The following is a 26,293-nucleotide window of genomic DNA, read 5'->3' on the forward strand; positions in this document are numbered from 1 at the left end:
CCCTCTGCCAGGGAGAGAGGGAGCAAGACCCGGGGCACAGCTGCCCCCTGGGGGAAGACTGGGATGGGGGCCAGCCCCTGCGGGTGGCCGCCACCGCCAGGCTCACTTGCCCGCAGGCCGCAGCCTGGCCACCTCGGCGTCCGAGGGCTGGAACTTGCCGCCGTCCATGTAGCTGAAGTCCACCATCACGCCCTTGCCCTGCTGCTGGGCCGTCCTGCCGACGTAGGCACCCATGGTGGACTGGTGATCCTGCACGCGGTAGGTGATGGGGCCGAACGGCGTGGCGACTTCCAGCCCGCGAAAGGCGGCGATCAGCTTTTCCGTGTCGGCCGAGCCGGCCTTCTTCAGCCCCGCCGCGACCGACAGCACGGCGTTGTAGCCCACCACCGAGCCGGCGCGCGGATAGTCCTTGAAGCGCTTTTGGTAGGCGTCCAGAAACGCCTGATGCTCGGGCGTCTTGATGGCATACCAGGGGTAGCCGGTGACGATCCAGCCATCGGGCGTCTCGGTCTTGAGCGTGTCCAGGTATTCCGGCTCGCCCGACAGCAGGCTGACCACGGCGCGGCCCTCGAACAGGCCGCGCGTGTTGCCCTCGCGCACGAACCTGGCCAGATCGGCAGCAAACAGCACGTTGAAGATGGCGTCCGGCCTGGCATCCTGCAGCGCCTGCACCACGCTGCCGGCGTCCACCTTGCCCAGGGGCGTGGCCTGCTCGGCGACGAACTCCACGCCCGGCTGGGCCTCGGCCAGCAGCTTCTTGAAGGTCGCCACCGCCGACTGGCCGTATTCGTAGTTGGGATAGACGATGGCCCAGCGCTTCCTGTTCAGCCGCACCGCCTCGGGCACCAGCATGGCCACCTGCATGTAGGTCGAGGGCCGCAGGCGGAAGGTGTAGCGGTTGCCCTGTTCCCAGACGATCTTGTCGGTGAGCGGCTCGGCGGCCAGGAAGAAGCGTTTTTTCTGCTGCGCGTAGTCGGTCAGCGCCAGGCCGACGTGCGACAGGAAACTGCCCATGAGCACGTCGATCTTCTCGCGCGCAATCAGCTCCTCGGCAGCGCGCACGGCGTCGCCCGGCGTGCCGTTGTCGTCGCGCGTGAGCAGCACCAGCTTCTTGCCGTTGACGCCGCCGGTGGCATTGACCTGCTCGACGGCCAGTTCCATGCCTTTCTTGTAGGGCTCCAGGAAGGCCGGCTGGGCCTTGTAGCTGTTGATCTCGCCCAGCTTGTAGCTACCCTGGGCCTGGGCCAGGCTGGCGGCCAGGACGCCGAGGGCAAAGACGGAGGTGGCGCGGGCGCGCAGACGAAGAGGCATGGCGACGCAATCCTTTCGCAATCCTTTGTTGCAGGTCAGTGCAGGGGGAGGCAAATGTACCCGGGGCGGGAGTTTGCTCCACAATTTGCGGGTTTGTCCTGATGGCAAACGGTTGGCCAACCGAAGGCAGAACGCATCGCGACAGGCCGACGATTTATCAATGCTGGCTTATAAATATCGGCTTATGCCCATGCCGCATAAAAAAACCGCGACATTGCCGCCCCGGCTGCCGCAACCTCTGGCATCCGATCTGATCCGATTTTTCCACTCCCCGATCCACTGCTGATCCATTCCTGCAATGAGCGCTTTCCTCGAAGAACGTGTCCTGTCGGTACACCACTGGACTGACCGCCTGTTTTCCTTCACCACCACCCGCGACACCGCCCTGCGGTTTTCCAACGGCCACTTCACCATGATTGGCCTGAAGGTGGACGGCAAGCCACTGCTGCGCGCCTACAGCGTCGTCAGCGCCAACTACGAGGAGCATCTGGAATTCCTGTCCATCAAGGTGCCCGACGGCCCGCTGACCTCGCGCCTGCAGCACATCCAGGTGGGCGACACCATCATCGTCGGCAAGAAGCCCACGGGCACGCTCCTGATCGACTATCTGCTGCCGGCCAAGCGGCTGTACCTGATGTCCACCGGCACCGGCCTGGCGCCCTTCATGAGCGTCATCCGCGACCCGGAAACCTACGAGAAATTCGAGGAGGTCATCCTGATCCACGGCGTGCGCGAGGTGGCCGAGCTGGCCTACCACGACTACCTGACCAAGGAGTTGCCGCAGCATGAAATCCTGGGCGAGATGGTCTCGGCGCAGCTCAAGTACTACCCGACGGTGACGCGCGAGCCGTTTCGCAACCAGGGCCGCATCAACGAGCTGATCGACAGCGGCAAGCTGTTTGCCGACCTGGGCGTGCCGCCGCTGTCGCCGCTGGAAGACCGCGTCATGCTGTGCGGCAGCCCGGAGATGCTGGCCACGCTCAAGGAATTGCTGGAAAAGCGCGACTTCGAGGAAGGCAACACCACGCGCCCAGGCGACTTCGTGATCGAGCGCGCCTTCGTCGAGAAATAGGCGCAGCACTTCAAGCGCTGGACGTGGGCTGGCGGCCCGGCTCGCCCCGGGCCATGCGCGCCAGCTCAGCCAGGTCGGCAGCCTGCTCGAAGCTGGGCGGGCCGACCGGGGTGGCAGGAACTGCACAGCCACCGGAGCGGGCAGCCAGCGTGGCCCGGCTGCCGGGCGCAGCACTGCCCTGCCGAGCCGGGCGCTGGTGCGCTGCCGGTGCCGTGTGCGCGTCCTGCGGGCGCCGTTGCTCGTGCAGCGCGCGCGCGCTGCTGGCGGCAAACAGCAGCACCGCCGAGGAAAAATAAATCCACATCAGCAGCACCACCAGCGAACCCGCCGCGCCATAGGCCGAGACCACGGCGGCGGTGGACAGGTACAGCGCCAGCGCCTGCTTGCCGACGGTGAAAAAGACGGCACCAATAAAGCCGCCGAAGAACAGGAAGCGCAGCGGTGGCCGGTGCCCGCCGCCGATGCGCATCAGGCCGACGAACAGCAGCACCGTCACGCCCATGGCCACACCCTCGCTGATCAGGCCCGAGACCAGCCCCGAGCCAAAGGGCAGCCACTCGCTGGCCCATGTGGACAACACCTTGATGGCCGTGGACAGCACCAGCGACACCAGCAGCAAGAAGCCGATGGCCAGGATGTAGGCCAGCCCGCGCAGGCGCAACGAGGCCAGCCGCCACCAGGCGGGCCTGGCCGCAGCCTCGCCGGAATGCTCGCCGCGCCCGGCCTCCCACAGACGCTCCAGCGAGTTCTGCAGCTCGACGAACACCCCGCTGGCCCCCGACAGCAGCAGCACGAAGGCAGCGATGGCGGCCAGCCGCCCTTCCGCCGGCTCCTGCGCGCTGGCCAACGCATCGCGCACCACGCCGGCTACGCGATTGCCGGCCACACCCTGCACCTGGGCGATCAGGTTGCTCTCCAGGTAGGAGCGGTCGAACCACCAGCCCAGCACGCCCACCAGCAACAGCAAGAGAGGTGCCAGGCTGAGCATCCCGTAGAACGACATGGCGGCGCTCATGCGCAGCCCGTCCGCGCCCGACCACAGGGACACGGCCCGGAAAAACGGCCGTATGGGCCTGAGCAGCGGCTGCGCCCATGTCTTGAGCGCCTGGAGCTTGTTCGGAAATGCTGGCATGGCGGCATTGTCGGCAAGCTTTGCAACCAGGCGTGTCGGCGCAGACCGCATCGGCAGGCCCGTACACTCGGCAGCCAGTCCCTGGCGCCCCGCCTGCCGCCTTCTTCCCTGATCCAGACAAGCACCTTCCCATGCAAACGCGCTGCGCCCTCATCGGTATGCCCGGCTCCGGCAAGACCACCGTGGGGCGCCAGTTGGCGCGCCGCCTGCAGGCACCCTTCATCGACATGGATCAATTGCTGGAGGAGCGCCTGGGCAGCAGCATCCGCCAGTATTTCGAGCAGTGCGGCGAGGAAAGCTTTCGCAACCATGAGGAGCAGTTGCTGGCCGAGCTGACGGCCCAGGACGGCCCCATGGTGCTGTCCACCGGCGGCGGCGTGGTGCTGCGCCCGGCCAACCGCGCCGCCCTGCGCGCTGGCGCCGGACAGGTGCTGTACCTGCACGCCACGCCCGAGGACTTGCTGCGTCGCCTGCGCCACGACCAGAGCCGGCCTCTGCTGCAGGTCGCCGATCCGCTGGCACGCCTGCGCGAGTTGTACCGCGTGCGCGACCCGCTGTACCGCGAGGCTGCGCAGCACCTCCTGGAGCTGCCCCGCCCGACGGTGGCGGGCCTGGTCAACCTGGCGCTGGAACTGCTGCAGGCAGGAGCCGGCGCAGCCGCACCGCGCTGACTGACTGGCTGGCCTTCAGGCAGCCAACAGCTACAGCTTGCCCCCGTCCCCCGCCTGCGGCTGCCAGCGCATCAGGCGCCGCTCGATGCGCCCGACTGCGGCGTCCAGCGCCAGGGCAAACGCCGTCAGCACCAGAATGCCGGCCATCACCGTGTTGATGTCGAAGCTGCCCTCGGCCTGCAGGATCAGATAGCCCACGCCCTGGCTGGAGCCCAGGTACTCGCCCACCACCGCACCGACGAAGGCCAGCCCCACGCTGGTATGCAGCGAACTGAAGACCCAGCTCGTGGCACTGGGCAGATAGACGTGGCGCAGCAACTGGCGCTGGCTGGCACCCAACATGCGGGCGTTGGCCAGGATGACCGGACTGACTTCGCGCACGCCCTGATAGACGTTGAAGAACACGATGAAGAACACCAGCGTCACGCCCAGGGCCACCTTGGAGCCTATCCCCAGGCCGAACCACACGGCAAAGATGGGCGCCAGGATGATGCGCGGCATGGCGTTGGCCGCCTTGATGTAGGGCTCCAGGATGGCCGAGGCCATGGGCGACAGTGCCAGCCACAGCCCGCCCGCGAGGCCGCCGGCAGCGCCGATGGCAAAAGCCAGCACCGTCTCGGCCAGGGTGATCCACAGGTGCTGATAGATGTCGGCATCCACCACGAACCAGTCCCAGATGCGGCCAAGGATCTTCAAAGGCTCGCCGAAGAAGAACGCCGCCTGCTGGTCGTTGTCGAACATGAAGGGCGGGATCACGCCCGGTCGGGTCATGACGTGCCAGAACACGAACAGCGCCACCAGCAGCGCCAGTTGCCACAGCCGCAGCGTGGCCGGGCGCGGTTTGATCAGATTCCACATGGTCGGACGGCGCCTGGCATCAGGCGCGTTGCAGTTGTTGCTGATAGCCCTTGAGCACCTCGCCGCGCAGCTCGTCCCAGATGGCGGCGTGCAGCTCCAGGAAGCGCGGCGTCATCTTGACCTCGGCCACATCGCGCGGGCGCTCGATGTCGATCGCGAACTCGCCGATGGGGTGCGAGGCCGGGCCGGCACTCAGCACCACCACCCGGTCGCTCATGGCAATCGCCTCGTCCAGGTCGTGCGTGATGAACAGCACGGCCTTTTTCTTGCGCTGCCACAGGTCGAGCACCTCGTTTTCCATGAGCTGGCGCGTCTGGATGTCCAGTGCCGAGAACGGCTCGTCCATCAGGATGATGTCCGGATCCATGACTAGGGTCTGTGCCAGGCTGGCGCGCTTTCTCATGCCGCCGCTCATCTGGTGCGGGTAGCGATCCCCGAAATTGCCCAGGCCCACGCGGCGCAGCCAATCCTGCGCCTGGGCGCGGGCCTGCGCCTCGGGCACGCCGCGAAACTGCAGACCTGCCATGACGTTGGCCAGCGCCGTGCGCCAGGGCATCAGGCTCTCGGCCTGGAACATGTAGCCGGCGCGGGCGTTGATGCCCGCCAGCGGCTGGCCGAAGATGCGCACGCTGCCCTCGGAAGGCACCAGCAGGCCAGCAGCCACGTTGAGCAGCGTGCTCTTGCCGCAGCCCGTGGGGCCGACCACGCTGACGAACTCGCCGGCGCCCACGGTCAGGTTCACGCCGCTCACGGCGGTGTAGCGCTGAGCGGGGTTGTCCTTGTCCGTGAAGGTGCAGGCCACCCCTTGCAACTCGATTGCGGGAGCACTCATTGCCACATCAGCCCTTGGGATATTTGGCGTTGGCCCGCTTGACGAAATCGTTGGTGTAGATGGCATTCAGATCGACCTTCTTCGCATCCAGCTTGGGGTCGATGCTGGCCAGCGCGCGCAGGGCCGTCTCCGCGCCCCTGGCCGGGAAGCTGCCATCGGGCGACAAGGCCTGCTTGGACGCCAGAAAGCCATCGATATAGACGGCCCGGTCACCCAGCAGATAGCTCTCGGGCACGACCTTGATGACATCGCCGCCGCCGGCCTGCTGGATCCACTTGTCGGCACGCACCATGGCGTTGACCAGGGCCTGGGCAGTGTTGGGGTTCTTGTCCAGGAACGGCTGCGGCGCGTACAGGCAGCCCGCCGGCATGGGGCCGCCGAAGACCTGCTCGGCCTCGTCCATCTTGCGCGTGTCGGAGACGATCCGCAGGTCGCCCGAGCGCACCAGCAGCGTGATGACCGGATCAAGGTTGGAGATGGCATCGATCTGCCCGGCACGCATCGCCGCCACGGCGCCATTGCCCGCACCCACGCCGACGAAGCTCACATCGCTGGGTTTGAGCCCCGCCTTGGCCAGCACGTAGTTGGCGACGATGTTGGTGGAGCTGCCCGGCGCCGTGACGCCAATCTTCTTGCCCTTGAGATCAGCCACCGACTTGAAGTTGGGCATGGTCTTGGGGTTGACGCCCAGCACCACCTGGGGCGCTGCGCCCTGCAGCACGAAGGCGCGCATGGGTTGGCCCTTGAGCTGCATGTTGATGGTGTGCTCGAACGCGCCCGAGACCACATCGGCACTGCCACCCACCACCGCCTGCAGCGCGCGCGAGCCGCCGGCAAAGTCCACGATGGTGACGTCCAGCCCCTCATCCTTGAAGTAGCCCTGCTGCTCGGCAATGGTCAGCGGCAGGTAATAGAACAGGTTCTTGCCGCCGACAGCGATGGTCAGCTTGGTTTTTTCCAGCGTCTGGGCGAAGCTGAAGCCGGGCAGCGCGGCAGCGGCCAGGCCGCCGGCGATAAGGTGGCGTCGTTGCATAGTGAGGCTCTCCTGTTGTCAGAAAAAAAACATCCTCGGCGGCTGGCACGGGCCAGCGGCGGGGCGCAGCGGGCCATGATAGCCACGTACCCTTGACATCCTCCCCCGCCTAAAGGCGTGGGATTCCTACCGCGCTCATTGCAGGCGCAACGCCTGAACCAGTCGCCTCGGCGGGTTCCTGCTTCACCGAGGCTGCACGCTTGGCCCTTGCGGGCCTTGCACGGCTGACGTCCTCTCCACAGGCTGCTACGCGGTGTCCCCGCGCCAGTATGTTGATCGCGCCGGTGTGATCGGCGTGGCCTTCGCGCCCGCATTCGATGCACCTGAACACGGCCTGCGCCCTGCGGTTGTCCGCGCTCACGCAGCCGCACTCGGGGCAGGTTCTGCTGGTGTTGTGCGGCGGCACGGCAATCAGCATTCCCCCAGTCCAGGCCAAGGCGTTTCAGAGCCGTTGCGCCATGCGGTCAGGTGCTTGGCCAGCGCCACGTAGCCGATGAATTTGCCGCCCGCTTCATGGTTGGCCTTTTGCAGCGCCAGCGCCTTGTTGAAGACGAAACGGCACGCCCCGGCAAAGCGGCGCATGGCAAGCGCTTGCCCGCCGTTGGGGCGAAGCTCGAATTTGAAGGCTTGCAGGCGTTGCATACCTGTATGAATAGACAGTTATTTCAGGACGCCTTCGGTGTCCGCGCTTTCCTTCCCAGCCCTGAAGGGCGGGCTTTGACGCGCAATCCGATCACTGTCCGACCCGTAGAAACCGCAACTCCCGCCGCCCCCAGATCCAAGGGTCTCAAGATGCTCTGCCTGTCTCACCCCAGATTCGGCGCCAGCCGCCGGCGCAGCTCGTCCACGTCCATGCTCCGGCGCTGCGCCATGTCCTGCACCTGGTCGTCGCCGATCTGCCCAACGCTGAAATACGTCGCCTGCGGGTGGGCGATGTAAAAGCCGCTGACACTGGACGCCGGGTACATGGCGAAGCTGTCGGTCAGCTCCATACCGATCTCGGGTGCATCGAGCACCTTGAACAGATCGACCTTGGCCGTGTGATCCGGGCAGGCCGGGTAGCCGGGCGCGGGGCGGATGCCCTGGTATTTTTCCTTGATGAGATCCTCGTTGCTCAGGGTTTCATCCGCCGCATAGCCCCACAGATCGCGGCGCACGCGCTCGTGCAGGCACTCGGCAAAAGCCTCGGCCAGACGGTCGGCAATGGCCTTGAACAGGATGTTGGAGTAGTCGTCCAGCGCGTCCAGGAATTCCTTTTCCTTCTTCTCCGCGCCTATGCCCGCCGTGACGGCGAACAGGCCGGCGTAGTCGGCAATGCCCGACTCCCTGGTCGCCACGAAGTCCGCCAGGCAGCGGCTGGGGCGCAGCCGGCCCTCGGCGTCCACCTGCTTTTCCGTCTGCTGGCGCATCCCGTACCAGGTCATCAGCACTTCGCTGCGCGTCTCGTCGGTGTAGAACTCGATGTCGTCGCCCACGCGGTTGGCCGGGTAGATACCCAGCACGCCATTAGCCGTGAGCCAGCGGCCCTCGATGATCTTCTTCAGCATGGCCTGGCCATCGGCATAGACCTGTCGCGCCTGTTCGCCCACCACTTCATCGTCCAGGATGGCCGGAAACGGCCCGGCCAAGTCCCAGGTCTGGAAGAACGGCCCCCAGTCCAGATAGCGCACCAGCTCGGCCAGGTCGAAGTTGCGCAGCACGCGCCGGCCCAGGGCGCGCGGCACGGTGGGCCGGAACTGCACGAAATCCACCTGCGTAGCATTGGCGCGGGCCTTGTCGATGGGCCACAGCGGCACGCGCTTCTTTCTGGCGTGCAGCTCGCGCACGTGGTCGTAGTCGGCCTGGACTTCGGCCAGGTACTGATCCTTGCCCTCGCCCAGCAGGCTCTGCGCCACGCTCACGCTGCGCGACGCATCAGGCACATAGACCACCGGCCCGTCGTACTGCGGCGCGATCTTGACGGCGGTGTGTACGCGCGAGCAGGTCGCGCCGCCGATCAGGAGCGGAATTTTCTTGATGCGGAAATACTCGTCCTTGTGCATCTCGCCGGCGACGTACTGCATCTCCTCCAGGCTGGGTGTGATCAGGCCCGACAGGCCGACGATGTCTGCCCCTTCGGCCTTGGCGCGCGCCAATATCTCGTGGCAGGGCACCATCACGCCCATGTTGATGACCTCAAAGTTGTTGCACTGCAAGACCACGGTGACGATGTTCTTGCCGATGTCGTGCACGTCGCCCTTGACAGTGGCAATGACGATCTTGCCCTTGCTGGTCACGTCCAGGCCGGCGGCCTCCTGCTGGCGCTTTTCCTCCTCGATGTAGGGAATCAGGTGGGCCACGGCCTGCTTCATCACGCGGGCGGATTTCACCACCTGCGGCAGGAACATCTTGCCCGCACCGAACAGGTCGCCCACGATGTTCATGCCATCCATCAGCGGCCCTTCGATGACGTGCAGCGGTCGGCCACCGCCCTGCACCACGATGTTCTGGTAGGCCTCCTCGGTGTCGTCCACGATGAAGTCGGTGATGCCATGCACCAGCGCGTGCGACAGGCGCTCGCCCACGGTCTTGGGGTTGTCGGGCGTGCCGCGCCATTCGAGCTTCTTGCTGTCGTCCTTGGCCGCGCCCTTGGTGGCCTCGGCGATCTCCAGCAATCGCTCCGCCGCATCCGGGCGGCGGTTGAGCACCACGTCCTCGACGCGCTCGCGCAGGGCCGGGTCGAGGTCGTCGTACACCCCCACCATGCCGGCGTTGACGATGCCCATGTCCATGCCGGCGGCAATCGCGTGGTACAGGAACACCGTGTGGATGGCCTCGCGCACCGGGTCGTTGCCGCGAAAGGAAAACGACACGTTGGACACGCCGCCCGAGACCTTGGCGCCCGGCAGGTTGGCCTTGATCCAGCGCACCGACTCGATGAAGTCCACCGCGTAGTTGGCGTGCTCCTCAATGCCGGTGGCAATGGCGAAGATGTTGGGGTCGAAGATGATGTCCTCGGGCGGAAAGCCCACCTCATCGACCAGTACGCGGTAGGCGCGCTCGCAGATCTCGATCTTGCGCTCGAAGGTGTCGGCCTGGCCTTTCTCGTCGAAGGCCATGACCACGGCGGCGGCGCCGTAGCGGCGGATCAGCCGGGCCTGGCGCCGGAACTCCTCCAGCCCCTCCTTCATGCTGATCGAGTTGACGATGCCCTTGCCCTGCAGGCAGCGCAGGCCGGCCTCGATGACCTCCCACTTGGAGCTGTCCACCATGACCGGCACGCGGGCGATGTCCGGCTCGGAGGCGATCAGGTTCAGGAAGCGCACCATCGCCGCCTTGCTGTCGAGCATGGCCTCGTCCATGTTCACGTCGATGACCTGGGCGCCGTTTTCCACCTGCTGGCGCGCCACGGACAGGGCCTTTTCGTATTCCTCGTTCAGGATCAGCCGGGCAAAGGCCTTGGAGCCGGTGACGTTGGTGCGCTCGCCGACGTTGACGAACAGGCTGTCCTCGCCGATCAGCACCGGCTCCAGGCCGGAGAGCTTCATGGGGGAACGCACACGGCAGCGACAGCAGGAATGGAGGCAGTGGTTGCAGTACCAGTGGAAGTCATCAGGCTCACCTGTGGGGTCGATATCAAGGGGTACAGGTGAGCGTCGTTGATGGGTTGTGGTCACGCCCTGCCAAGCCTGACGGTCTGCCGCTCGACACACAGGACAAGACAAAAGGCAGCCGCTGCAACGCTCCTTGGCGGGGAAAGCGGGTCAAAGTGGGGGATTCTAGGAAGACTGCAGCAACCCCGGGCGCAGCAGCGCATCGCAAGCTTGCCGTCAGGCTACGCGGGCAGCTTCTATTCCCAAGAAGCAGACGGCAAAAGAAATTACGCCAGCCAGCAATTCCCGCTGCACTTCATCTCGCTCGACACCAAGCCGCAATCGCGCTTCCCGCTGGCATTTGCTTATCAAGGCTCGTATTACGGCACGGCCAAAATTTGGGTTTGCGCGCGCTGATCAGCCAAGCAGCGCTGGCCTGGGCTGGCCGGCATTGGCTGGCGCTGGCCTGCGCCAGGGGCGCGCTACATTCAGGCCTTCCCTCCAAGGCTTGCTCCATGCGTACACCTCCATTTTTTCTGCGTATGTCCGTGGCTGCTGCGGCTGCCGCTACCTTGCTGCTCAGCGCCTGCGGCGGCGGCAGCAGCAGCGACGATGACCCGTCCACCGGCCCGCCGCCAGCCAGGCCCATCGCCGGGGCCGAGGGCCGCTGGGCGGGCCGCGCCTCGACCGGCTATGACGTGCTGCTGACCATCCTCGACACGGGCGAGACCTGGGGCGTCTATACGCGCGGGCCGGTCATCCACGGTGCGTTTCATGGCTCCAGCAGCTCCTCCGGCGGGCAGTTGCGCGGCTCGGCGGCGGTGGTGGACTACGAGCGCGCCGGGCAGGTGCATTCGTCGCTCTACGGCGGCAGCTATGTGCCGCAACGCCAATTGGAGGCAGGCTTCGTCTTTGATGTCTTCTCCGGCACCTATGTGCCCGGCTACGAGCGCACGGCACCCGTCGCTGCACTGGCTGGCAGCTATGTCGGCAGCGTGGGCGGCTGGCCGGCGCCGCTGGCGCTGACCATCCATGCCGACGGCGGCCTGATGTCCACCGAGCCCACGCCAGCCTGCCTGGTGCGCGGCTCCGTCGGGGTGCGTCCCGGTGGGCGCGGCGTATATGACCTGCGCGCGTCGTTCACCGGCGATGGCTGCCCCCTGCCGCACGGCACTGCCGTGGCGGGCATTGCGCTGCTCGATGGCACGCGATTGACCATTACCAGCGTGGCCCCGTCGGCGGTGGACTTCTTCGTCTTCCAAGGCGGGCGCTGACCTCGGGCCACCGCATGGGCCTGACACCCGCCCCCACGCAGCGCCCGGCGCTGCTGCCGCCACCGATGTGCAGCCACTGGTGCCCGCCGCGCTCGACTTCACGCTGCCCGCCCAGGCGCTGGCCCCGCTGCTCATCGGCGTCACGCTGCTGGTCGATGGCGTGGGCGGGCGCATTGTCGAGACCGAGGCCTATGACGCCAGCGACCCGGCCTCGCACAGCTTTCGCGGCCCGACGGCGCGCAACGCGGCCATGTTCGGGCCGGCGGGGCGGGCCTATGTCTATCGCTCGTATGGCGTGCATTGGTGCCTGAACCTGGTGTGCGGGCGGCCCGAGGACGGCGCCGCCGTGCTGATCCGCGCGCTGCAGCCCACGCATGGCCTGGAGGCCATGCGCGCGCGGCGCAGGCTGCCCGAAGGCGGGGATGTGCGCCTGCTGTGCGCCGGGCCGGGGCGGCTGGCGCAGGCGCTGGGCATCGACGGCAGCTTCGACCATCTGCCGCTGGATGCGCCGCCTTTCAGCTTGCTGGCACCACAGGACGCCGCGCCGGCGCCGGCCCTGGTGGTCGGCCCGCGCATTGGCATCACCCGGGCAGTGGATGTGCCGTGGCGCTTTGGCGCGGCTGGCTCGCGTTTTTTGAGCCGGCCTTTTCAGAAAATTTGATAGCTGCCAACGCTTGTCTGGCAAGGGTTTGCGGGCTTTTTTACGGGTTTTTCAGGCCTGCGGCACTGGCTCAGGCGGGCGTGGCTTCAGGCAGCGCCAGGGCCGACGCGGGCAGGCCGAAGATGCGGTCGAAGGCCCAGTTGAAGGCGTAGGTATAGACCAGGAAGAACACCAGCAGCCCGGCCTCCATCAGCGTGGCCTGCCACAGGCCGACGCCGAACCACCAGGCCATCAGCGGGATCAGCATCAGCGCCAGCCCGCCCTCGAAGCCCAGGGCGTGCACGATGCGGCGCAGCACCGAGCGACCCTTGACGCTCTGGCGCGCCTCCCAGCGCTCGAACAGATGGTTGAAGGTCACGTTCCAGATGATGGCCAGCGTCGAGGCCACGACCGACATGACGCCCGAGGCCGCCGCCTCCTGGCCGATGGCCATGAACAGCAGGCTGGAGGCGACGATGGCAATGAATTCGTACAGGCTGACGAAGACCACCCGCCGGCGCGCGCCTTGCAGGCCGGGGATCAGGGGGGGCGGGGAAGATGGGCGGCGCACGGGTGTGCGGGAGTTGCTCTCAGGCATTGGGCCAGTATAGGCAGGGGGCGATACCGCAGTGCAACATAATGGAAAATGCGGCCAAAACCCTTGCCAGTCAAGCGCTGACAGCTATTTAATTGATAGCTTTTGGTAACGTATAGGACAGGCGGCCCGGCAGCGCTTGGGCGCCAGTGTTGGACAGTGCCACGAGTGCGGCATAGAGTAGCCCGGTTGCGCCGGGCACCCGTCCGGCCAGGAGCCAGCCATGTCCAGCCACTCTTCTTCCTCGTCCAACCTCCAGCACGCGCTGCCCTCCTACCTCGACCCCGCCCACCTCGGCCCCTGGGGCGTGTATCTGCAGCAGATCGACCGCGTCACGCCCTATCTGGGCAACTTGGCACGCTGGGTGGAGACCTTGAAGCGCCCCAAGCGTGCGCTGATCGTCGATGTGCCCATCGAGATGGACGACGGCACGATTGCCCACTTCGAGGGCTACCGCGTGCAGCACAACACCAGCCGCGGCCCGGGCAAGGGCGGCGTGCGCTTTCACCAGGACGTGACGCTGTCGGAGGTCATGGCGCTGTCGGCCTGGATGAGCATCAAGAACGCGGCGGTGAACGTGCCCTACGGCGGCGCCAAGGGCGGCATCCGCGTCGATCCGAGAAAGCTCTCGCGCGGCGAGCTGGAGCGCCTGACGCGGCGCTACACCAGCGAGATCGGCATCATCATCGGCCCGACCAAGGACATCCCGGCGCCCGACGTGAACACCAACGGCCAGATCATGGCCTGGATGATGGACACGTATTCCATGAACGTGGGCGAGACCTCGACCGGCGTGGTCACCGGCAAGCCCATCGACCTGGGCGGCTCGCTGGGCCGCCTGGAGGCTACCGGACGTGGCGTGTTCACTGTGGGGGTGGAGGCGGCGCGGCATATCGGCCTGGAGATCGGGGGCGCGCGCGTGGCCGTGCAGGGCTTTGGCAACGTCGGCGGCACGGCGGGCCGGCTGTTTGCCGAGGCTGGCGCCCGGGTGGTGGCGGTGCAGGATCACACCGGCAGCGTGTTCAACGATGGCGGGCTGGATGTGCCGGCGCTGCTGGCCCATGTGCAGGAGACGGGCGGCGTGGGCGGCTTTGCCGGTGCCGAAGCCATGGCCAGCGAGGAGTTCTGGGGGTGCCGTGCGACATCCTGATCCCGGCAGCGCTGGAGGGGCAGATCACGGCCGCCAACGCAGGCCGCATCCGCGCGCGCATGGTCATCGAGGGCGCCAACGGCCCGACCACGCCCGAGGCCGACGACATCCTGCAGGGCAATGGTGTGCTGGTGCTGCCGGACGTGATCTCCAATGCCGGCGGCGTCACCGTGAGCTATTTCGAGTGGGTGCAGGACTTCACCAGTTTTTTCTGGACGGAGGACGAGATCAACGACCGGCTGGTGCGCATCATGCAAAACGCCTTTGCTGGCGTCTGGCAGGTGGCGCAGGAGCACCAGGTGTCCTTGCGCACCGCGACCTTCATCGTGGCCTGCAAGCGCATCCTGCACGCACGCGAGATGCGCGGGCTGTATCCCTGAGAGAACGCTTGCTGCCCAGACCATGCCACCGCCCTCTTCGCACCAGCACGACAGCGGCTACAAGCAATTGTTCTCGCACCCCCAGATGGTGCGCGACCTGCTGCTGGGCTTCGTGCCCGGGCCGTGGCGCGAGCGAGCGGACTTCTCGTCACTGGAGCGCGTCAACGCCAGCTATGTGAGCGAATCCGACCGCCAGCGCCACGACGACATGGTCTGGCGCCTCAAGGTGGGCGAGCAGTGGGTGTGGGTCTATTTGCTGCTGGAGTTCCAAAGCGAGGCGGACGCCTGGATGGCGCTGCGCATGTTGGTCTATGTAGGCCTGCTGTCGCAGCACCTGGTCAAGGAGGGGGAATTGCAGGACGGCAAGCTCCCTGCCATCGTGCCCATCGTGCTGTACAACGGCGCGCCGGCGTGGAAGGCCGCCACCGACGTGGCCGAGTGCTACGCGCCCAGCCTGCCCGGGCTGGAACCCTATCGCCCGCGCCTGCTCTACCACCTGGTCGACGAGGCGCGGCTGAAGCTGCATTCCCTGCAGGGAGTGCGCAACCTGGCCGAGGCGCTGTTTCAACTGGAGCAAAGCCGCACGCCCGAGGACATCATCCGCGTGCTCAAAAGCCTGGGCGAGGTGCTGCAGGGCCAGGAGATGCAGCAGCTGCGGCGTACGGTGGACATCTGGGTGCGCAAGCTGCTGCGGCGCAAGGTGCCCAAAGCTAACATCACCGACATTGAGACCATCACCGACCTGTTGGAGGGCCATGCCATGCTGGAGCAGACGATTGAACGCTGGTTTGATGAGGCCACCATGCGCGGCGTGCGCCAGGGGCGGCAGGAGGGGCGGCAGGAGGGCCGGCAAGAGGGCCGTCTTGAAGGCCTGGCCCGCGCCATCGCCCTGCAGGTGCAGATGCGCTTTGGCAGCGTACCGTCCTGGGTCGATGCCCGCTTGCAAGCCGCCACACAGGACGAGCTGCTGGCCTGGGCGGCGGCCATCCTCACGGCGGCCTCGGTGCAGGAGTTGTTTGGCCAGGCGGACGGCCAGCGCTCTTGAATGACCCCTCCTGCCAGGTCAGGTGGATCAGGCCGCTCCAGTCGGGCGGCCTTTTTCATGGCGCTCTGCGCAGGTCAGGGGCGGCTCATCGCCCCGCCGGGCTGCATCACTGGAACTTGGCCGAGAACGTCAGCACTGCATTGCGCCCCAGGCCGGGCAGCTCATCGACGCCGGCGCGGTAGCCCTTGTCCAGCAGGTTGTTCAGGTGCAGGGCGACGCGGTAGCGATCCTGCGGGCCGAAGCTGGTGCCCACGGCCAGGTTGAGCGTGCCCCAGCCGGCCAGGTGGCGCGAGACCTTGCCGGATTTCTCGATGTCGCGCTCGCGCTTGTCCACCGCCGTGGCGCCCTGCACGAATACGTCCAGCCAGGTGTTGGCGTTGGCGATGGTGTCCTCGTAGCGCAGGCCCAGGCGCCCGGCCAGGCGTGGCACGTCGGTCTGGTAGGTGGAGAAATCATCGACCGTGATCTGGCGGCGCATCCAGGTGGCGGAGACATATGGCGTCAGGCTGGTGCCCGGCACCAGGTATTCCGTCAGCAGCTCCAGGCCGTAGCTCCTGGCGCTGTCGGCGTTGACGTAGATGTCGCCGCCGCTGCAACGCCCGCCAATGGCGCAGGACTCGAAGGTGATGTAGTCCTTGGCACGGCTGGCGAACAGTGTGCCGTCGAAGACCACGCCCTGGTTCTGGTAGCGCAGGCCGAGTTCGTAGTTCTTCGAGCGCTCGGGCGCAAGTTCTGGATTGCCGTGCAGCACGATGCCACGCCCGGCGCGCGAGTCGGTGAACTGCTCCAGCAGCGAGGGCATGACGTAGCCCTCGGAATAGCCGGCGCGCACGGTGGAATGCGCCAGGCCCGTCCAGGTCAGGCCCAGCGCCTTGACGAAGCGCCCGTGCCGGCTGCGCTCGCCGGCCTGGTGGGCGCTGCTGGTGGTTTCGTCCAGCGAGGAGCTGACGCGGTAGTAGCGCAGGCCGCCGGTGAGCTTCCAGTCGCGCGCCAGCGTCCACTCGTCCTGCACGAAGGCCGAGGCAGTCTGCATGGTGGCGCGGTCATAGGCCGTGCTGCGCACGCCGAACGGTGGCTGGTACTGCGGCAGCGGCGGCAGCGGGTTGGCGCCCACCACGGTGATGTTGTTGAGCTTGGTGGTCTGCAGGTCGTCGCGCAGCCACTGCCCGCCGAGCACGGTGTAGTGATCGGGGTGCAGACGCCAGTCCAGCTGCACGCTGGCGCCCCAGGTGTCGGTGCGGTCGGTGGAGGCCGAGTCCATCACGATGTCGCTGGTGTTCAAGGGGATGGTCATTCCCGCCCCCGGCCCGGGGATGTGGACGCGCCCGCCCCGGCCCCGGATTCTGATCAGGTTGCCGAACTCCCGATCGACGCGCTGCACGAAGGCATCGGCGCTCACTTTGCGCAGCACCGGCCCCAGCTCCTTGCCCTCGTAGTGCAGGCCCAGCTTGCTCAGGTCGCGCTGGGGCAGGTTGGCGTTGAACTGGCTGATGGCCGCCTCGGCGATGTCGATGCGCGCCTGCCGCCCGGCGATGGTCGGGTTGATGTCCACGTTCCTCAAAGTCACCAGGGCGAACGGATCCTGCCAGCCGTCGGCGCGCAGGCTGTGGTGGTTGGCCTTGAGCGCCACGTAGTGCCGGCCGGCCTCGTCGAGCTTGAGGCCCAGGTGCGCGCTCACGTCCTGGTTGGCATACGACGAGTTGTCCAGCCGGCCATCGGCGCTGTATGACCCCTTGGCGACGCGGCGGTCGCCGTGCTCGTCGGCGCTGGCCGACACGCGCCAGTCCAGCCGGCCCTGCGTGCCCGACAGCGCCGTCCAGCCGCGCCAGCCGCGCGTGCCGCTATCCAGGGTCGCGCCCACCTCGGTGGCCAGGGGCGCGGCTGCGCCTGTGCGCGTGATGATGTTGATGACTCCGCCAATGGCCTTGGCGCCGTAGAGCACCGAGGCCGGGCCGCGCACGACTTCGATGCGCTCGATGTTGGCCGGATCGACCAGCAGCGGCGAGCCGAACGAGCTGTGGTCGGTCAGCTCCTGGCCATCGACCAGGATGACCACGCGGTTGGACTGCTCGCCCCGGATGCGGATGCGCTGGATGCCGGCCACCGCCGAATCGACCACCGACACGCCCGGCACGTCGCGCAGCAGCTCGGCGATGCTGCCCGAGCCGTTGTTCTCTATCGTCTCGCGCTCGACGATGGACACCGATGCGGGGTTGTCGCGCACCGTGGTGGCCGTGCGCGTGCCGGTGACGACGAGCGCATCGAGCACCGTGGCGGGTTCTTTGGCGTGCGCCGTGGCGGCGCAGGCCAGGGCGGTCAGGACAGCGAGCCGGCGGGGAGAAAAGGCATTCATGGAGGCGGGAGCAAACGAGAACAGAAAGGCGCCACGGCGGCATTGGCCGCAGCCTGGGTGGCGCCGGCCAGCGGCGATTTTCTCAGCAACGCGCAGCGCCACCCGCGCTGCCCCGTCAGACCGGCAGCAGCGGCCCTGCAGGCGCGCTACACCACGCCCCGGCTGCGCAGCGCCTCGATCTGCCCCGCATCCAGCCCCAGGCGCTCGCGCAGCACGTCTTCGGTGTGCTGGCCCAGTGCCGGCGGCGCGTGGCGCAGCGTGGGCGGCGTGTCCGACAGCCGCAGCGGGCTGGCAGTGCTGGCAACCGTGTCCACGGCCTGGCCCGGCGGCAGCTGGCCAGCGGGCCAGCGCTGCTGCTCGATGCGCAGGCCGCGCGCGCGCACCTGCACGTCGTCGAAAGCCTGGCCGACGTTGTTGATGGGGCCGCAGGGCACGGCCTTGTCCTGCAGCAGCGCGATCCAGTCGGCGGTGGCGCGCGTGCGCGTGAGCTCGGCCATCATGGGGATCAGCACAGCGCGATGGGTGACGCGCCCGGCGTTGCTGGCAAAGCGCTCGTCGCGCGCCCAGTCCACCCCGGCAGCCTCGCAAAAGCGCGCGAACTGCCCGTCGTTGCCAATCGCCAGCAGCATGTGGCCGTCCCGGGTCGGAAAGTCCTGGTAAGGCACGACGCTGGGGTGCGTGTTGCCCTGGCGGCCCGGAATGTTGCCGGCGTTCAGAAAGCCGGCGCCCTGGTTGGCCAGCACGGCCATGGCCACGTCCAGCAGCGCCATGTCGATGTGCTGGCCGCGCCCGGTGTGGTGGCGCGCCTCCAGCGCGGCCAGGATGGCACTGGTGGCGTACAGGCCGGTGAACAGATCAATCACGGCCACGCCCACGCGCAGCGGGCCGCCGCCGGGTTGGCCGTCGGCGTGGCCGGTGATGCTCATCAGGCCGCTCATGGCCTGGATCAGCAGGTCGTAGCCGGCGCGCGGCGCATACGGGCCAGTCTGGCCAAAGCCCGTGACCGAGCAGTAGATCAGGCGTGGATTCAAGGCGCTCAGGGAGGCGTAGTCCAGCCCGTAGCGCGCCAGGCCCCCGGTCTTGAAGTTCTCCACCAGCACGTCGCTGGTGCTGGCCAGCTCGCGGATCAGCTGCTGGCCTTCGGGCGTGGCCATGTCCACGGTGATGGAGCGCTTGTTGCGGTTGCAGGCGGCGAAGTAGCAGGCCTCCTGCGTGGGCTGGCCGCTGGCGTCCGGGAAGAAGGGCGGCCCCCAGTGGCGTGTGTCGTCGCCTTCGCCGGGCTTTTCCACCTTGATGACGTCGGCGCCCAGGTCGGCCAGGTTCTGCGTACACCAGGGGCCGGCCAGCACGCGCGAGAGGTCGAGCACGCGCAGATGGCTCAGGGCGCCGGCGGGCGGCTGGGAGGATGCGGGAGGGCGGAGGATGCGTTCATACGGCAGTCGGACAAGGGGGACGGCGCGCGGCTGGCGCGGCGCAGGACGGGCCAAGGATAGGCAAAGAGTGGGCCGCTGCATGGTACGCGGGCCATCCGCGCCGGCCTTCGCCTTTGTGAAAGCGCCTCTTCAGGCGCCGCCGCACGCACCCTGCGCTTCCTACAATCGCGCGCCATGGCCATGCACTTCGACCTCGTGGACTTGCGCCTGATGGTGCATATCGCCGACGCCAACAGCATGACGCGCGGCGCCGAGCTGTCGCACATCTCGCTGCCGGCGGCCAGCACGCGCATCAAGAATCTGGAGGAAAGCATCGGCACCAAGCTGCTGTACCGCACCAGCCAGGGCGTGACGCTGACGCCGCCGGGCCAGTCCTTCGTCGGCCACGCGCGCACCGTGCTGGCGCAACTGGAGCACCTGCGCGGCGACATGCAGGAGTACGTGCGCGGCATCAAGGGCCATGTGCGCGTGTTTGCCAACACCACCTCGCTGGGCGAATTTCTGCCGCCAGTGCTGCGCCACTTCCTGCGCCGGCATCCGGACGTAAACGTGGACTTGCGCGAGCGGCTGTCGCACGACATCGTGCGCGCCGTGACCGAGGGCCAGGCCGACATCGGCATCGTCGCCGGCCTGGTGCGCACCGAGGCGCTGGAGACGCGCCCCTACCGCCGCGACCGCCTGGTGCTGGTGGTGCCGCGCGGCCACGCCCTGGACGGGCACACGCAGATCGCCTTTGCCGACACGCTGGAGCTGGACTACGTGGGCCTGCACGAGTCCAGCGCCATCCACGCCTTTCTGCGCCAGGCCAGCGACCAGCTGCACCGGCCCATCAAGCAGCGCATTCAGGTCGGCAACTTCGAGACCGCCTGCCGCATGATCGAGTCCGGCGTGGGCGTGGGCGTGCTGCCCGAGTCCGCCGCCGCCCGCCATGCCCACACCATGCAGATCGCCATCGTGCCGCTGGCCGATGCCTGGTCGGTGCGCGAGATGCTGATCTGTATGCGCAGCCTGCCGGCGCTGCCCGCCTTCGCGCAGGAGCTGGTGCAGCTGCTGCAGGCCGATGCGCAGGGGCGGCTGCCGCTGGCCTGATGAGCTGCGGCCCACTCCTTTTCCAATAGCTAGCCGCGCTTTACCCGCAACGGCTTTCGCGCAATTCCTCCTCTCCCGCTGGCGGGAGAGGGAGCTTGGTTCCGATCCAGCACCGGCTGCACATTGACCCACTGCAGGAGATCTCCATGGCCTTGCCACACCACACCCTCGACATCGACGCGCGCGGCGTCGCCACCCTGACTATCGCCAACGGCACGCCGCTGAACATCCTGGACAGCGCCACCATCGCCGCGATGACGGCCACGCTGCGCCGCCTGGCCCGCAGCGACGCCGTGCGCGCCCTGGTGCTGCGCGGCAGCGGCGAGCGGGCGCTCATCGGCGGCGCCAACATCCACGAGCTGGCCGCGTTGGAGCCAGACAGCGCCGTCGATTTCATCAGCCGCCTGCGCGACCTGTGCGAAGCCATGCGCGACTTTCCCGCGCCCACTATCGCCCGCATGGCCGGCTGGTGCATGGGCGGGGGGCTGGAGCTGGCGGCGGCGTGCGACCTGCGCATCGCCGCGCACGACGCGCGCTTTTCCATGCCCGAGGTGCGCATCGGCATCCCCTCGGTCATCCACGCCATCTTGCTGGCGCGCCTGATCGGCGAGGGCCATGCGCGCTGGCTGCTGCTGACCGGCGCGCCCATCGATGCGGAAAAAGCGCTGCGCTGGGGCCTGGTCAACGAGGTGGCGCAGCCCGGCGGCCTGGACGGCGCCATCGAGCACACCCTGGCCGAACTGCTGGCCTGCGGCCCGCGCGCCCTGCGCACGCAAAAGGCATTGCTGCGCGCCTGGGAAGAGCCGCACATCGAGCGCGGCATCAAGGAGAGCGTGGCGGCCTTCGGCGCCAGCTACGAGACGGACGAGCCGGCACAGTGCATGGAACGTGAGTTTTTCAGCAAAAACCGCCAGAAAGCCTTGCAGGGCAAGCGTGAGCAGCTATTTATCCGGGAGCATTGAGAGCACCTCAAAACACCCCGTTTTCATAGTCAAATCCGCTGCAAACCCTTATGGGGCAAGCGCTGGAAGCTCACTTTTTTGCAGGCATTTTCTCGTGGTGCTGCCAGGTCGTCGGCGCCAGCCAATACTTGAAGGTGCCGCTGCCGGTGGCCACCACCCGGCCCTCGGCGTCCAGCAACTGCGCCGCGCAGCTACACAGGCTGCGCGTGGCGTGTACCACCCAGCCCTCGGCCAGCAGCGCACCCCGGCCCGGGCGGTGGAAGCGGCTGCTCATCTCCACCGTCACGGCGGTGCGCGAGGGGGCACCCGGCAACTCGCCGGCTGCGCGCGACATGACCGAGTCCAGCAGCGCCATGATCACGCCGCCATGCGCAGCAGGCAGCTGGTTGAGCAGCTCCTCGCGCAGCTCGGGCAGGCGCACCCAGACGCGGCCCTCGGGCGCCGGTACCTGCGCCGCGCCGATCAGGCGCATGAAGGCGCTGCGCTCGGGCGCTGGGCCGTCCTGGCCGAGGCGCTCGCCACCACCCTCGCTGCAGCCCGGCTCGGGCGCCAGCGCGCTCATGCGTCTCGCGCGGCGCGGATCATGCCGCGCGCGATGATGATCTGCTGGATCTGCGTCGTGCCCTCGTACAGCCGAAACAGGCGCACGTCGCGGTAAAAGCGCTCGATGCCGTACTCGGCCATGTAGCCGGCGCCGCCCAGGATCTGCACCGCGCGATCGGCCACGCGGCCACACATCTCGGTGGCGAACATCTTGGCGCACGAGGCCTGCACGGCCACGTCGCGGCCCTCGTCGCGCCGGCGCGCGGCGTCCAGCGTCATGCACTCGGCGGCGTAGATCTCGGCCTGGCTGTCGGCCAGCATGGCCTGCACCAACTGGAAGTCGCAAATGGCCTGGCCGAACTGCCGGCGCTCCAGCGCATAGGCCAGCGCGTCGCGCAACATGCGCTGGGCCACGCCCACGGCCACGGCGGCGATGTGGATGCGGCCCTTTTCCAGCACCTTCATGGCGGTCTTGAAGCCGCGCCCCTCCTTGGCGCCGATCAGGTTGGCGGCGGGCACGCGCACGTTGTCGAAGATCACGTCGCAGGTGTGCGCGCCGCGCTGGCCCATCTTGCGGTCGTTCCTGCCGAAGCTGATGCCCGGCGTCCTGGCATCGACGATGAAGGCCGACACGCCGCCGGCGCCCTTGTTGGCCGGGTCGGTGCGCGCCATCAGCGTGAACATGCCGGCGTGCGGCGCATTGGTGATGAAGCGCTTGGTGCCGTTGACGACGTAGTGCTCGCCGTCGCGGATCGCCGTGGTGCGCAGCGAGGCGGCGTCCGAGCCGGCCTCAGGCTCGGTCAGCGCAAACGAGGCGATGACCTCGCCCGTGGCCATGCGCGGCAGCCACTGGCGCTGCTGCTCGGGCGTGCCATCCATCAGGATGCCCTGCGAGCCTATGCCCACAGTGGTGCCGATGACCGAGCGGAAGGCCGGCGCGGTCTGGCACAGCTCCAGCAGCACGCGGCATTCCTCCTCCATGGTCAGCTCCAGCCCGCCGAACTCCTGCGGGATGGTCATGCCGAACAGGCCCAGCTCGCGCATCTCCTGCACGATTTGTTCGGGGATCTCGTCAGTCTCGGCCACTGTTTCTTCGGCGGGCACCAGGCGCTCGCGCACGAAGCGGCGCACGCTGTCCAGCAGCGCCTCCAGGGTTTCGGGGTCGCGGATCATGGCGATGCCTGTCCTTCCTGCAGATTCATCAAAGGGTGTCCGCCGTGCCCAGGATGGCCGTGGCCTGGCTCGACAGGGTGCCGCCGTTGCCATGCACCACGGCAGTGCGCGCCTGCGGCAGTTGGCGCGCGCCTGCCTGGCCGCGCAGCTGGCGCACGGCCTCGATCAGGGCAAAGATGCCGTACATGCCCGGATGGACGCACGACAGGCCGCCGCCGTTGGTGTTCACGGCCAGCCGCCCGCCGGGGGCGATGCCGCCGTCCGCAACGAAGGCGCCGCCCTCGCCCTTGGCGCAAAAGCCCAGGTCTTCCAGGAACAGGAGGGTGTTGATGGTGAAGGCGTCGTAGAGCTGCGCCATGTCCATGTCCGCCGCCGCCAGGCCGGCCATGGCGTAGGCCTGCGCGCCGGACTGCACTGCCGCCGTGGTGGTCAGATCGGGCATACACGAGATCTGCCGGTGCCATACCGCCGTGGCGCTGCCCAGCACATGGACGGGTTTTTGCGGCAGGTCGCGTGCGCGCTCGGCGCGCGTGAGCACGATGGCACCGCCGCCGTCAGTCACCAGGCAGCAGTCGCGCACCGTGAGCGGGCTGGCGATCGGGCGCGCGGCCAGCACCTCGTCGATGCTCAAAGGATCGCGCATGAAGGCTTCGGGGTTGAGCTGCGCCCAGGCGCGCGCAGCCACGGCGACTTCGGCCAGCTGCGCGCGTGTGGTGCCGAACTCGTGCATGTGGCGCGCTGCCGCCAGCGCGTAGGCGGCCACCGGCAGCACCGGCTCGTAGGGGAATTCATAGGGCTGGGGGTCGAGAAAGCGTCGCACGGCCTGCACCTCCTTGCGCCCGAAGGTGGCGCTGCGCTGCGCGCTGCCATAGCACACCAGCACGGCCTGGCACTGCCCGGCGGCCAGCGCGCGCATGGCCGGCAGCAAGTGGGCGATGAAGCTGGAGCCGCCCAGCATGGTGCTGTCCACGTAGGTGGGATTGATGCCCAGATGCTCGATCACCGGCAGCGCCCACATGGTGGCGCCGACGCTGCAGGTGGCGATGCCGTCGATGTCCTGCATGGCCAGGCCGGCGTCGGCCACTGCGGCCTGCGCGGCGCGCACCAGCAGCGCCATGTCGTCCATGCCCGGCGCCGCGCCGCAGCCATAGGTGGCGGCGCCGACGATGGCGGCACTGCCGCGCAGCGGGCGGTTGACGGCGGCGGCATCCAGCCGGCTCGTGGGAAGCTGCGGGTAGTTCGTACGGCTCATGCGGCACCTCCTGCCGCCGCCGGCTGCTGCTGGGCCTCGCGCAGCGGCGCGAACAGCACCAGGCCGCGCCCGTCCTTGCTGCCGACGTAGGCATGGACGCGCTGGCCGATGGCCACGCTCTCGGGTGCCACGCCCTCGACGCGGCCCATCATGCGCACGCCCTCGTCCAGGTCGATCAGCGCCACGTTGTAGCTGCCGCCGGCGTCAGGCTTGCGGGCGATAGTGGAAGTGGAGTACACGCTGCCCGTGCCGCGCGCCGGCGTCCAGTGCAGTGCGCCGGCGCCGCAGTGCGGGCACAGCTCGCGCGGCGGGAAGATATGGCGGCTGCAGTCGCCGCATTGCTGGAGCCGGAAGCGCCCGGCGTCCAGCTCAGCCTGGTAGTGGGTGTGCGCGGTCATGTGCATGGCACGTGAGGATGCCCGCAAGTGCCGGCCCTGGGCAATTTGCCAATGTGAAAGGGTGGCTTTGCGTGTACGGAGCCTGTCTTTGCGACAGCATGGAAAAATGGGCTCCCGCCTCCACGGGAACCCATTCATTGTGTTGACGGCCAAGCACAACGGCGCGGCGGGCGCCGTGGCCAGGCCCTACATCACCGGCTTGCCAAAGAACAGATTCGGCAGATACAGCGCAATCTGCGGGAAGGCGATGATGATCAGCGCCCCCAGCAGCGTCACCAGCACGTAGGGAATGACCGAGACGTACAGGTCGCGCATGGTGATCTCCGGCGGCGCCACGCCCTTGAGGTAGAACAGGTTGAAGCCAAACGGCGGCGTCATGTAGCCCACCTCCATCATGATGATGAACAGCACGCCGAACCAGATCGGATCCCAGCCGTAGTTGTTCACCACCGGCAGGAAGGCCGGCAGCGTGATGAGCATGATGCCCACCGGGTCGAGCACCATGCCCAGGATGAACATGACCAGCATCATGAAGGCCAGCGCGCCGTACTCGCCGCCGGGGATGAGCAGCATCAACTCGTCGATCAGCGCGTCGGCGCCCAGCGTCGAGTACGCCGTGGAAAAGGCGTGCGCGGCAAACAGAATCCACATCACCATGGCCGTCAGGCGCAGCGTCTGCACGCCCGAGTCGCGCAGCACCTCCAGGGACAGCTTGCGGTGTACGGCGGCGGCGATCAGCGCGCCGAACACGCCCAGCGCCGCCGTCTCGGTGGCCGTGGCCAGGCCGGTGAAGATGGCGCCCAGCACCAGCGCCACGATGAACAGCGGCAGGAACACCGCCTTGAGCGAGTCCAGCTTCATCTTCCAGTCGCCGCGCTCCTCGGGCGGCAGCGCCGGCGCCAGGTGCGGCTGCAGCCAGGCGCGCACGCCGATGTAGATGGTCACCAGCACGAACAGCAAGATGCCCGGGCCGATGCCCGAGGCGAACAGCCGGCCCACCGAGACTTCGGTCAGCATGGCGTACAGAATCATCAGCACCGACGGCGGGATCAGGATGCCCCAGCCGCCGCCGCAGTTGATGGCACCCGCCGCCAGCCGCTTGTCATAGCCCCGGCTGAGCATCTGCGGCAGGGCGATGGTGCCCATGGTGACCACCGCTGCGCCGCTCACCCCGCTCATGGCGGCAAAGATGGCGCAGATCGCCACCGTGCCGATGGCCAGGCCGCCGCGCAGGCCACCAAACCACAGGTGCATCATCCGGTACAGGTTGGTGGCCACCCCGGATTTCTCCAGCAGCATGGCCATGTACACGTACATCGGGATGGCCAGCAGCGTGAAATTGCTCATCGAGTCCCAGAACTTGGACGCGACGATGTAAAAGCCCGGCGTGCCGATGGAAAAGAACAGAAAGGCGACCGAGATGCCGCCCAGCGTGAACACCAGCGGCACGCCCAGAAACAGGAAAAACAGCAGCGAGCCGAAAAACAGCGCAGTGATCAATTCAACCGACACGATGACTCCTCGT

At 67.7% G+C, this 26,293-nt stretch carries 22 protein-coding genes, 3 pseudogenes and 1 riboswitch; of the genes and pseudogenes, 9 read left to right on the top strand and 16 right to left on the bottom strand.

The annotated features are described in order from the left end of the window. Positions 1 to 102: 102 nt before the first annotated feature. A complete protein-coding gene (locus IDM45_RS13300; RefSeq protein ID WP_209423284.1) occupies positions 103 to 1,311 on the bottom strand; it encodes an ABC transporter substrate-binding protein in 1,209 nt (402 codons plus the stop codon). A 298-nt stretch (positions 1,312 to 1,609) separates the two neighbouring features. Between IDM45_RS13300 and IDM45_RS13305 the strand changes: the two genes are divergently transcribed. Beyond that, positions 1,610 to 2,383, top strand: coding sequence for a ferredoxin--NADP reductase (locus IDM45_RS13305; protein ID WP_209423285.1), 774 nt, complete (start codon positions 1,610 to 1,612; stop codon positions 2,381 to 2,383). 175 nt (positions 2,384 to 2,558) lie between these two features. Here the strand turns inward: IDM45_RS13305 and IDM45_RS13310 are convergent. Then, positions 2,559 to 3,515 (bottom strand): annotated as a pseudogene (locus IDM45_RS13310) (YihY/virulence factor BrkB family protein); the annotation flags it as partial. 131 nt (positions 3,516 to 3,646) lie between these two features. Between IDM45_RS13310 and IDM45_RS13315 the strand changes: the two are divergent. Next, positions 3,647 to 4,186, top strand: coding sequence for a shikimate kinase (locus IDM45_RS13315; RefSeq protein WP_209423287.1), 540 nt, complete (start codon positions 3,647 to 3,649; stop codon positions 4,184 to 4,186). Positions 4,187 to 4,216: 30 nt separating this feature from the next. Here IDM45_RS13315 and IDM45_RS13320 read toward each other — a convergent pair whose 3' ends face one another. From IDM45_RS13320 to metH, 6 genes and pseudogenes are all read right to left on the bottom strand, one after another. Beyond that, positions 4,217 to 5,044 carry an ABC transporter permease gene (locus tag IDM45_RS13320; protein ID WP_209423288.1) on the bottom strand — a complete coding sequence of 276 codons (828 nt, stop codon included), beginning with the start codon at positions 5,042 to 5,044 and terminating at the stop codon, positions 4,217 to 4,219. A gap of 19 nt (positions 5,045 to 5,063) precedes the next feature. After that, positions 5,064 to 5,876 (bottom strand): ABC transporter ATP-binding protein, encoded by an 813-nt coding sequence (locus IDM45_RS13325; protein WP_209423289.1) that lies wholly within the window; start codon positions 5,874 to 5,876, stop codon positions 5,064 to 5,066. Positions 5,877 to 5,883: 7 nt separating this feature from the next. Continuing rightward, positions 5,884 to 6,909, bottom strand: a complete 1,026-nt coding sequence (locus IDM45_RS13330) for an ABC transporter substrate-binding protein (RefSeq protein ID WP_209423290.1) — start codon at positions 6,907 to 6,909, stop codon at positions 5,884 to 5,886. Positions 6,910 to 7,018: 109 nt separating this feature from the next. Then, positions 7,019 to 7,327, bottom strand: a complete 309-nt coding sequence (locus tag IDM45_RS17740; protein ID WP_232653917.1) for a transposase — start codon at positions 7,325 to 7,327, stop codon at positions 7,019 to 7,021. Between the two features lie 14 nt (positions 7,328 to 7,341). Continuing rightward, positions 7,342 to 7,551: pseudogene (locus IDM45_RS17745) on the bottom strand (helix-turn-helix domain-containing protein); the annotation flags it as partial. Positions 7,552 to 7,715: 164 nt separating this feature from the next. Then, a complete protein-coding gene (metH, locus tag IDM45_RS13340; protein ID WP_209423291.1) occupies positions 7,716 to 10,436 on the bottom strand; it encodes a methionine synthase in 2,721 nt (906 codons plus the stop codon). A gap of 96 nt (positions 10,437 to 10,532) precedes the next feature. Beyond that, a riboswitch (S-adenosyl-L-homocysteine riboswitch) is annotated at positions 10,533 to 10,643 on the bottom strand. 69 nt (positions 10,644 to 10,712) lie between these two features. Between metH and IDM45_RS13345 the strand changes: the two genes are divergently transcribed. The 3 genes from IDM45_RS13345 (at position 10,713) to IDM45_RS13355 (ending at position 12,416) form a co-directional block, all read left to right on the top strand. After that, complete coding sequence (locus IDM45_RS13345; protein WP_209423292.1) at positions 10,713 to 10,898, top strand: hypothetical protein; 186 nt, start codon at positions 10,713 to 10,715, stop codon at positions 10,896 to 10,898. Positions 10,899 to 10,996: 98 nt separating this feature from the next. Further along, positions 10,997 to 11,755 carry a hypothetical protein gene (locus IDM45_RS13350; protein WP_209423293.1) on the top strand — a complete coding sequence of 253 codons (759 nt, stop codon included), beginning with the start codon at positions 10,997 to 10,999 and terminating at the stop codon, positions 11,753 to 11,755. 67 nt (positions 11,756 to 11,822) lie between these two features. Further along, complete coding sequence (locus tag IDM45_RS13355; RefSeq protein ID WP_325168980.1) at positions 11,823 to 12,416, top strand: DNA-3-methyladenine glycosylase; 594 nt, start codon at positions 11,823 to 11,825, stop codon at positions 12,414 to 12,416. Between the two features lie 70 nt (positions 12,417 to 12,486). Here the strand turns inward: IDM45_RS13355 and IDM45_RS13360 are convergent, their stop codons facing one another. After that, positions 12,487 to 12,993, bottom strand: coding sequence for a PACE efflux transporter (locus IDM45_RS13360; protein WP_209423294.1), 507 nt, complete (start codon positions 12,991 to 12,993; stop codon positions 12,487 to 12,489). A 220-nt stretch (positions 12,994 to 13,213) separates the two neighbouring features. On the opposite strand from IDM45_RS13360, the pseudogene IDM45_RS13365 reads away from it, so the two are divergent. Together IDM45_RS13365 and IDM45_RS13370 are read left to right on the top strand one after the other, a co-directional pair. Continuing rightward, positions 13,214 to 14,520, top strand: a pseudogene (locus tag IDM45_RS13365) (Glu/Leu/Phe/Val family dehydrogenase). A 22-nt stretch (positions 14,521 to 14,542) separates the two neighbouring features. Beyond that, complete coding sequence (locus tag IDM45_RS13370) at positions 14,543 to 15,565, top strand: Rpn family recombination-promoting nuclease/putative transposase (protein ID WP_209423295.1); 1,023 nt, start codon at positions 14,543 to 14,545, stop codon at positions 15,563 to 15,565. Between the two features lie 106 nt (positions 15,566 to 15,671). On the opposite strand, the gene IDM45_RS13375 is transcribed toward IDM45_RS13370, so the two are convergent. After that, positions 15,672 to 17,918: a TonB-dependent receptor plug domain-containing protein gene (locus tag IDM45_RS13375; protein WP_209423296.1), complete on the bottom strand. Its 2,247-nt coding sequence runs from the start codon at positions 17,916 to 17,918 to the stop codon at positions 15,672 to 15,674. A 146-nt stretch (positions 17,919 to 18,064) separates the two neighbouring features. Further along, positions 18,065 to 19,342 carry a CaiB/BaiF CoA transferase family protein gene (locus tag IDM45_RS13380; RefSeq protein ID WP_325169009.1) on the bottom strand — a complete coding sequence of 426 codons (1,278 nt, stop codon included), beginning with the start codon at positions 19,340 to 19,342 and terminating at the stop codon, positions 18,065 to 18,067. Between the two features lie 183 nt (positions 19,343 to 19,525). On the opposite strand from IDM45_RS13380, the gene IDM45_RS13385 reads away from it, so the two are divergent. Further along, a complete protein-coding gene (locus tag IDM45_RS13385) occupies positions 19,526 to 20,440 on the top strand; it encodes a LysR substrate-binding domain-containing protein (RefSeq protein WP_209423298.1) in 915 nt (304 codons plus the stop codon). Between the two features lie 146 nt (positions 20,441 to 20,586). Then, positions 20,587 to 21,402, top strand: coding sequence for an enoyl-CoA hydratase (locus tag IDM45_RS13390; protein ID WP_209423299.1), 816 nt, complete (start codon positions 20,587 to 20,589; stop codon positions 21,400 to 21,402). Between the two features lie 70 nt (positions 21,403 to 21,472). On the opposite strand, the gene IDM45_RS13395 is transcribed toward IDM45_RS13390, so the two are convergent. The 5 genes from IDM45_RS13395 to IDM45_RS13415 form a co-directional block, all read right to left on the bottom strand. Then, a complete protein-coding gene (locus tag IDM45_RS13395) occupies positions 21,473 to 21,874 on the bottom strand; it encodes a PaaI family thioesterase (RefSeq protein WP_232654427.1) in 402 nt (133 codons plus the stop codon). Positions 21,875 to 21,960: 86 nt separating this feature from the next. Beyond that, positions 21,961 to 23,118, bottom strand: a complete 1,158-nt coding sequence (locus IDM45_RS13400; protein WP_209423301.1) for an acyl-CoA dehydrogenase family protein — start codon at positions 23,116 to 23,118, stop codon at positions 21,961 to 21,963. A gap of 28 nt (positions 23,119 to 23,146) precedes the next feature. Beyond that, positions 23,147 to 24,370, bottom strand: a complete 1,224-nt coding sequence (locus IDM45_RS13405; RefSeq protein ID WP_209423302.1) for a thiolase — start codon at positions 24,368 to 24,370, stop codon at positions 23,147 to 23,149. Beyond that, positions 24,367 to 24,774: a Zn-ribbon domain-containing OB-fold protein gene (locus IDM45_RS13410; protein ID WP_209423303.1), complete on the bottom strand. Its 408-nt coding sequence runs from the start codon at positions 24,772 to 24,774 to the stop codon at positions 24,367 to 24,369. Before IDM45_RS13410 ends, IDM45_RS13405 begins: the two co-directional genes overlap by 4 nt. Before the next feature lie 180 nt (positions 24,775 to 24,954). After that, complete coding sequence (locus IDM45_RS13415; RefSeq protein ID WP_209423304.1) at positions 24,955 to 26,280, bottom strand: TRAP transporter large permease; 1,326 nt, start codon at positions 26,278 to 26,280, stop codon at positions 24,955 to 24,957. Positions 26,281 to 26,293: the final 13 nt, after the last annotated feature.

The sequence above is a fragment of the Melaminivora jejuensis genome (assembly GCF_017811175.1).
GTDB classification, from domain to species: domain Bacteria; phylum Pseudomonadota; class Gammaproteobacteria; order Burkholderiales; family Burkholderiaceae_C; genus Melaminivora; species Melaminivora jejuensis.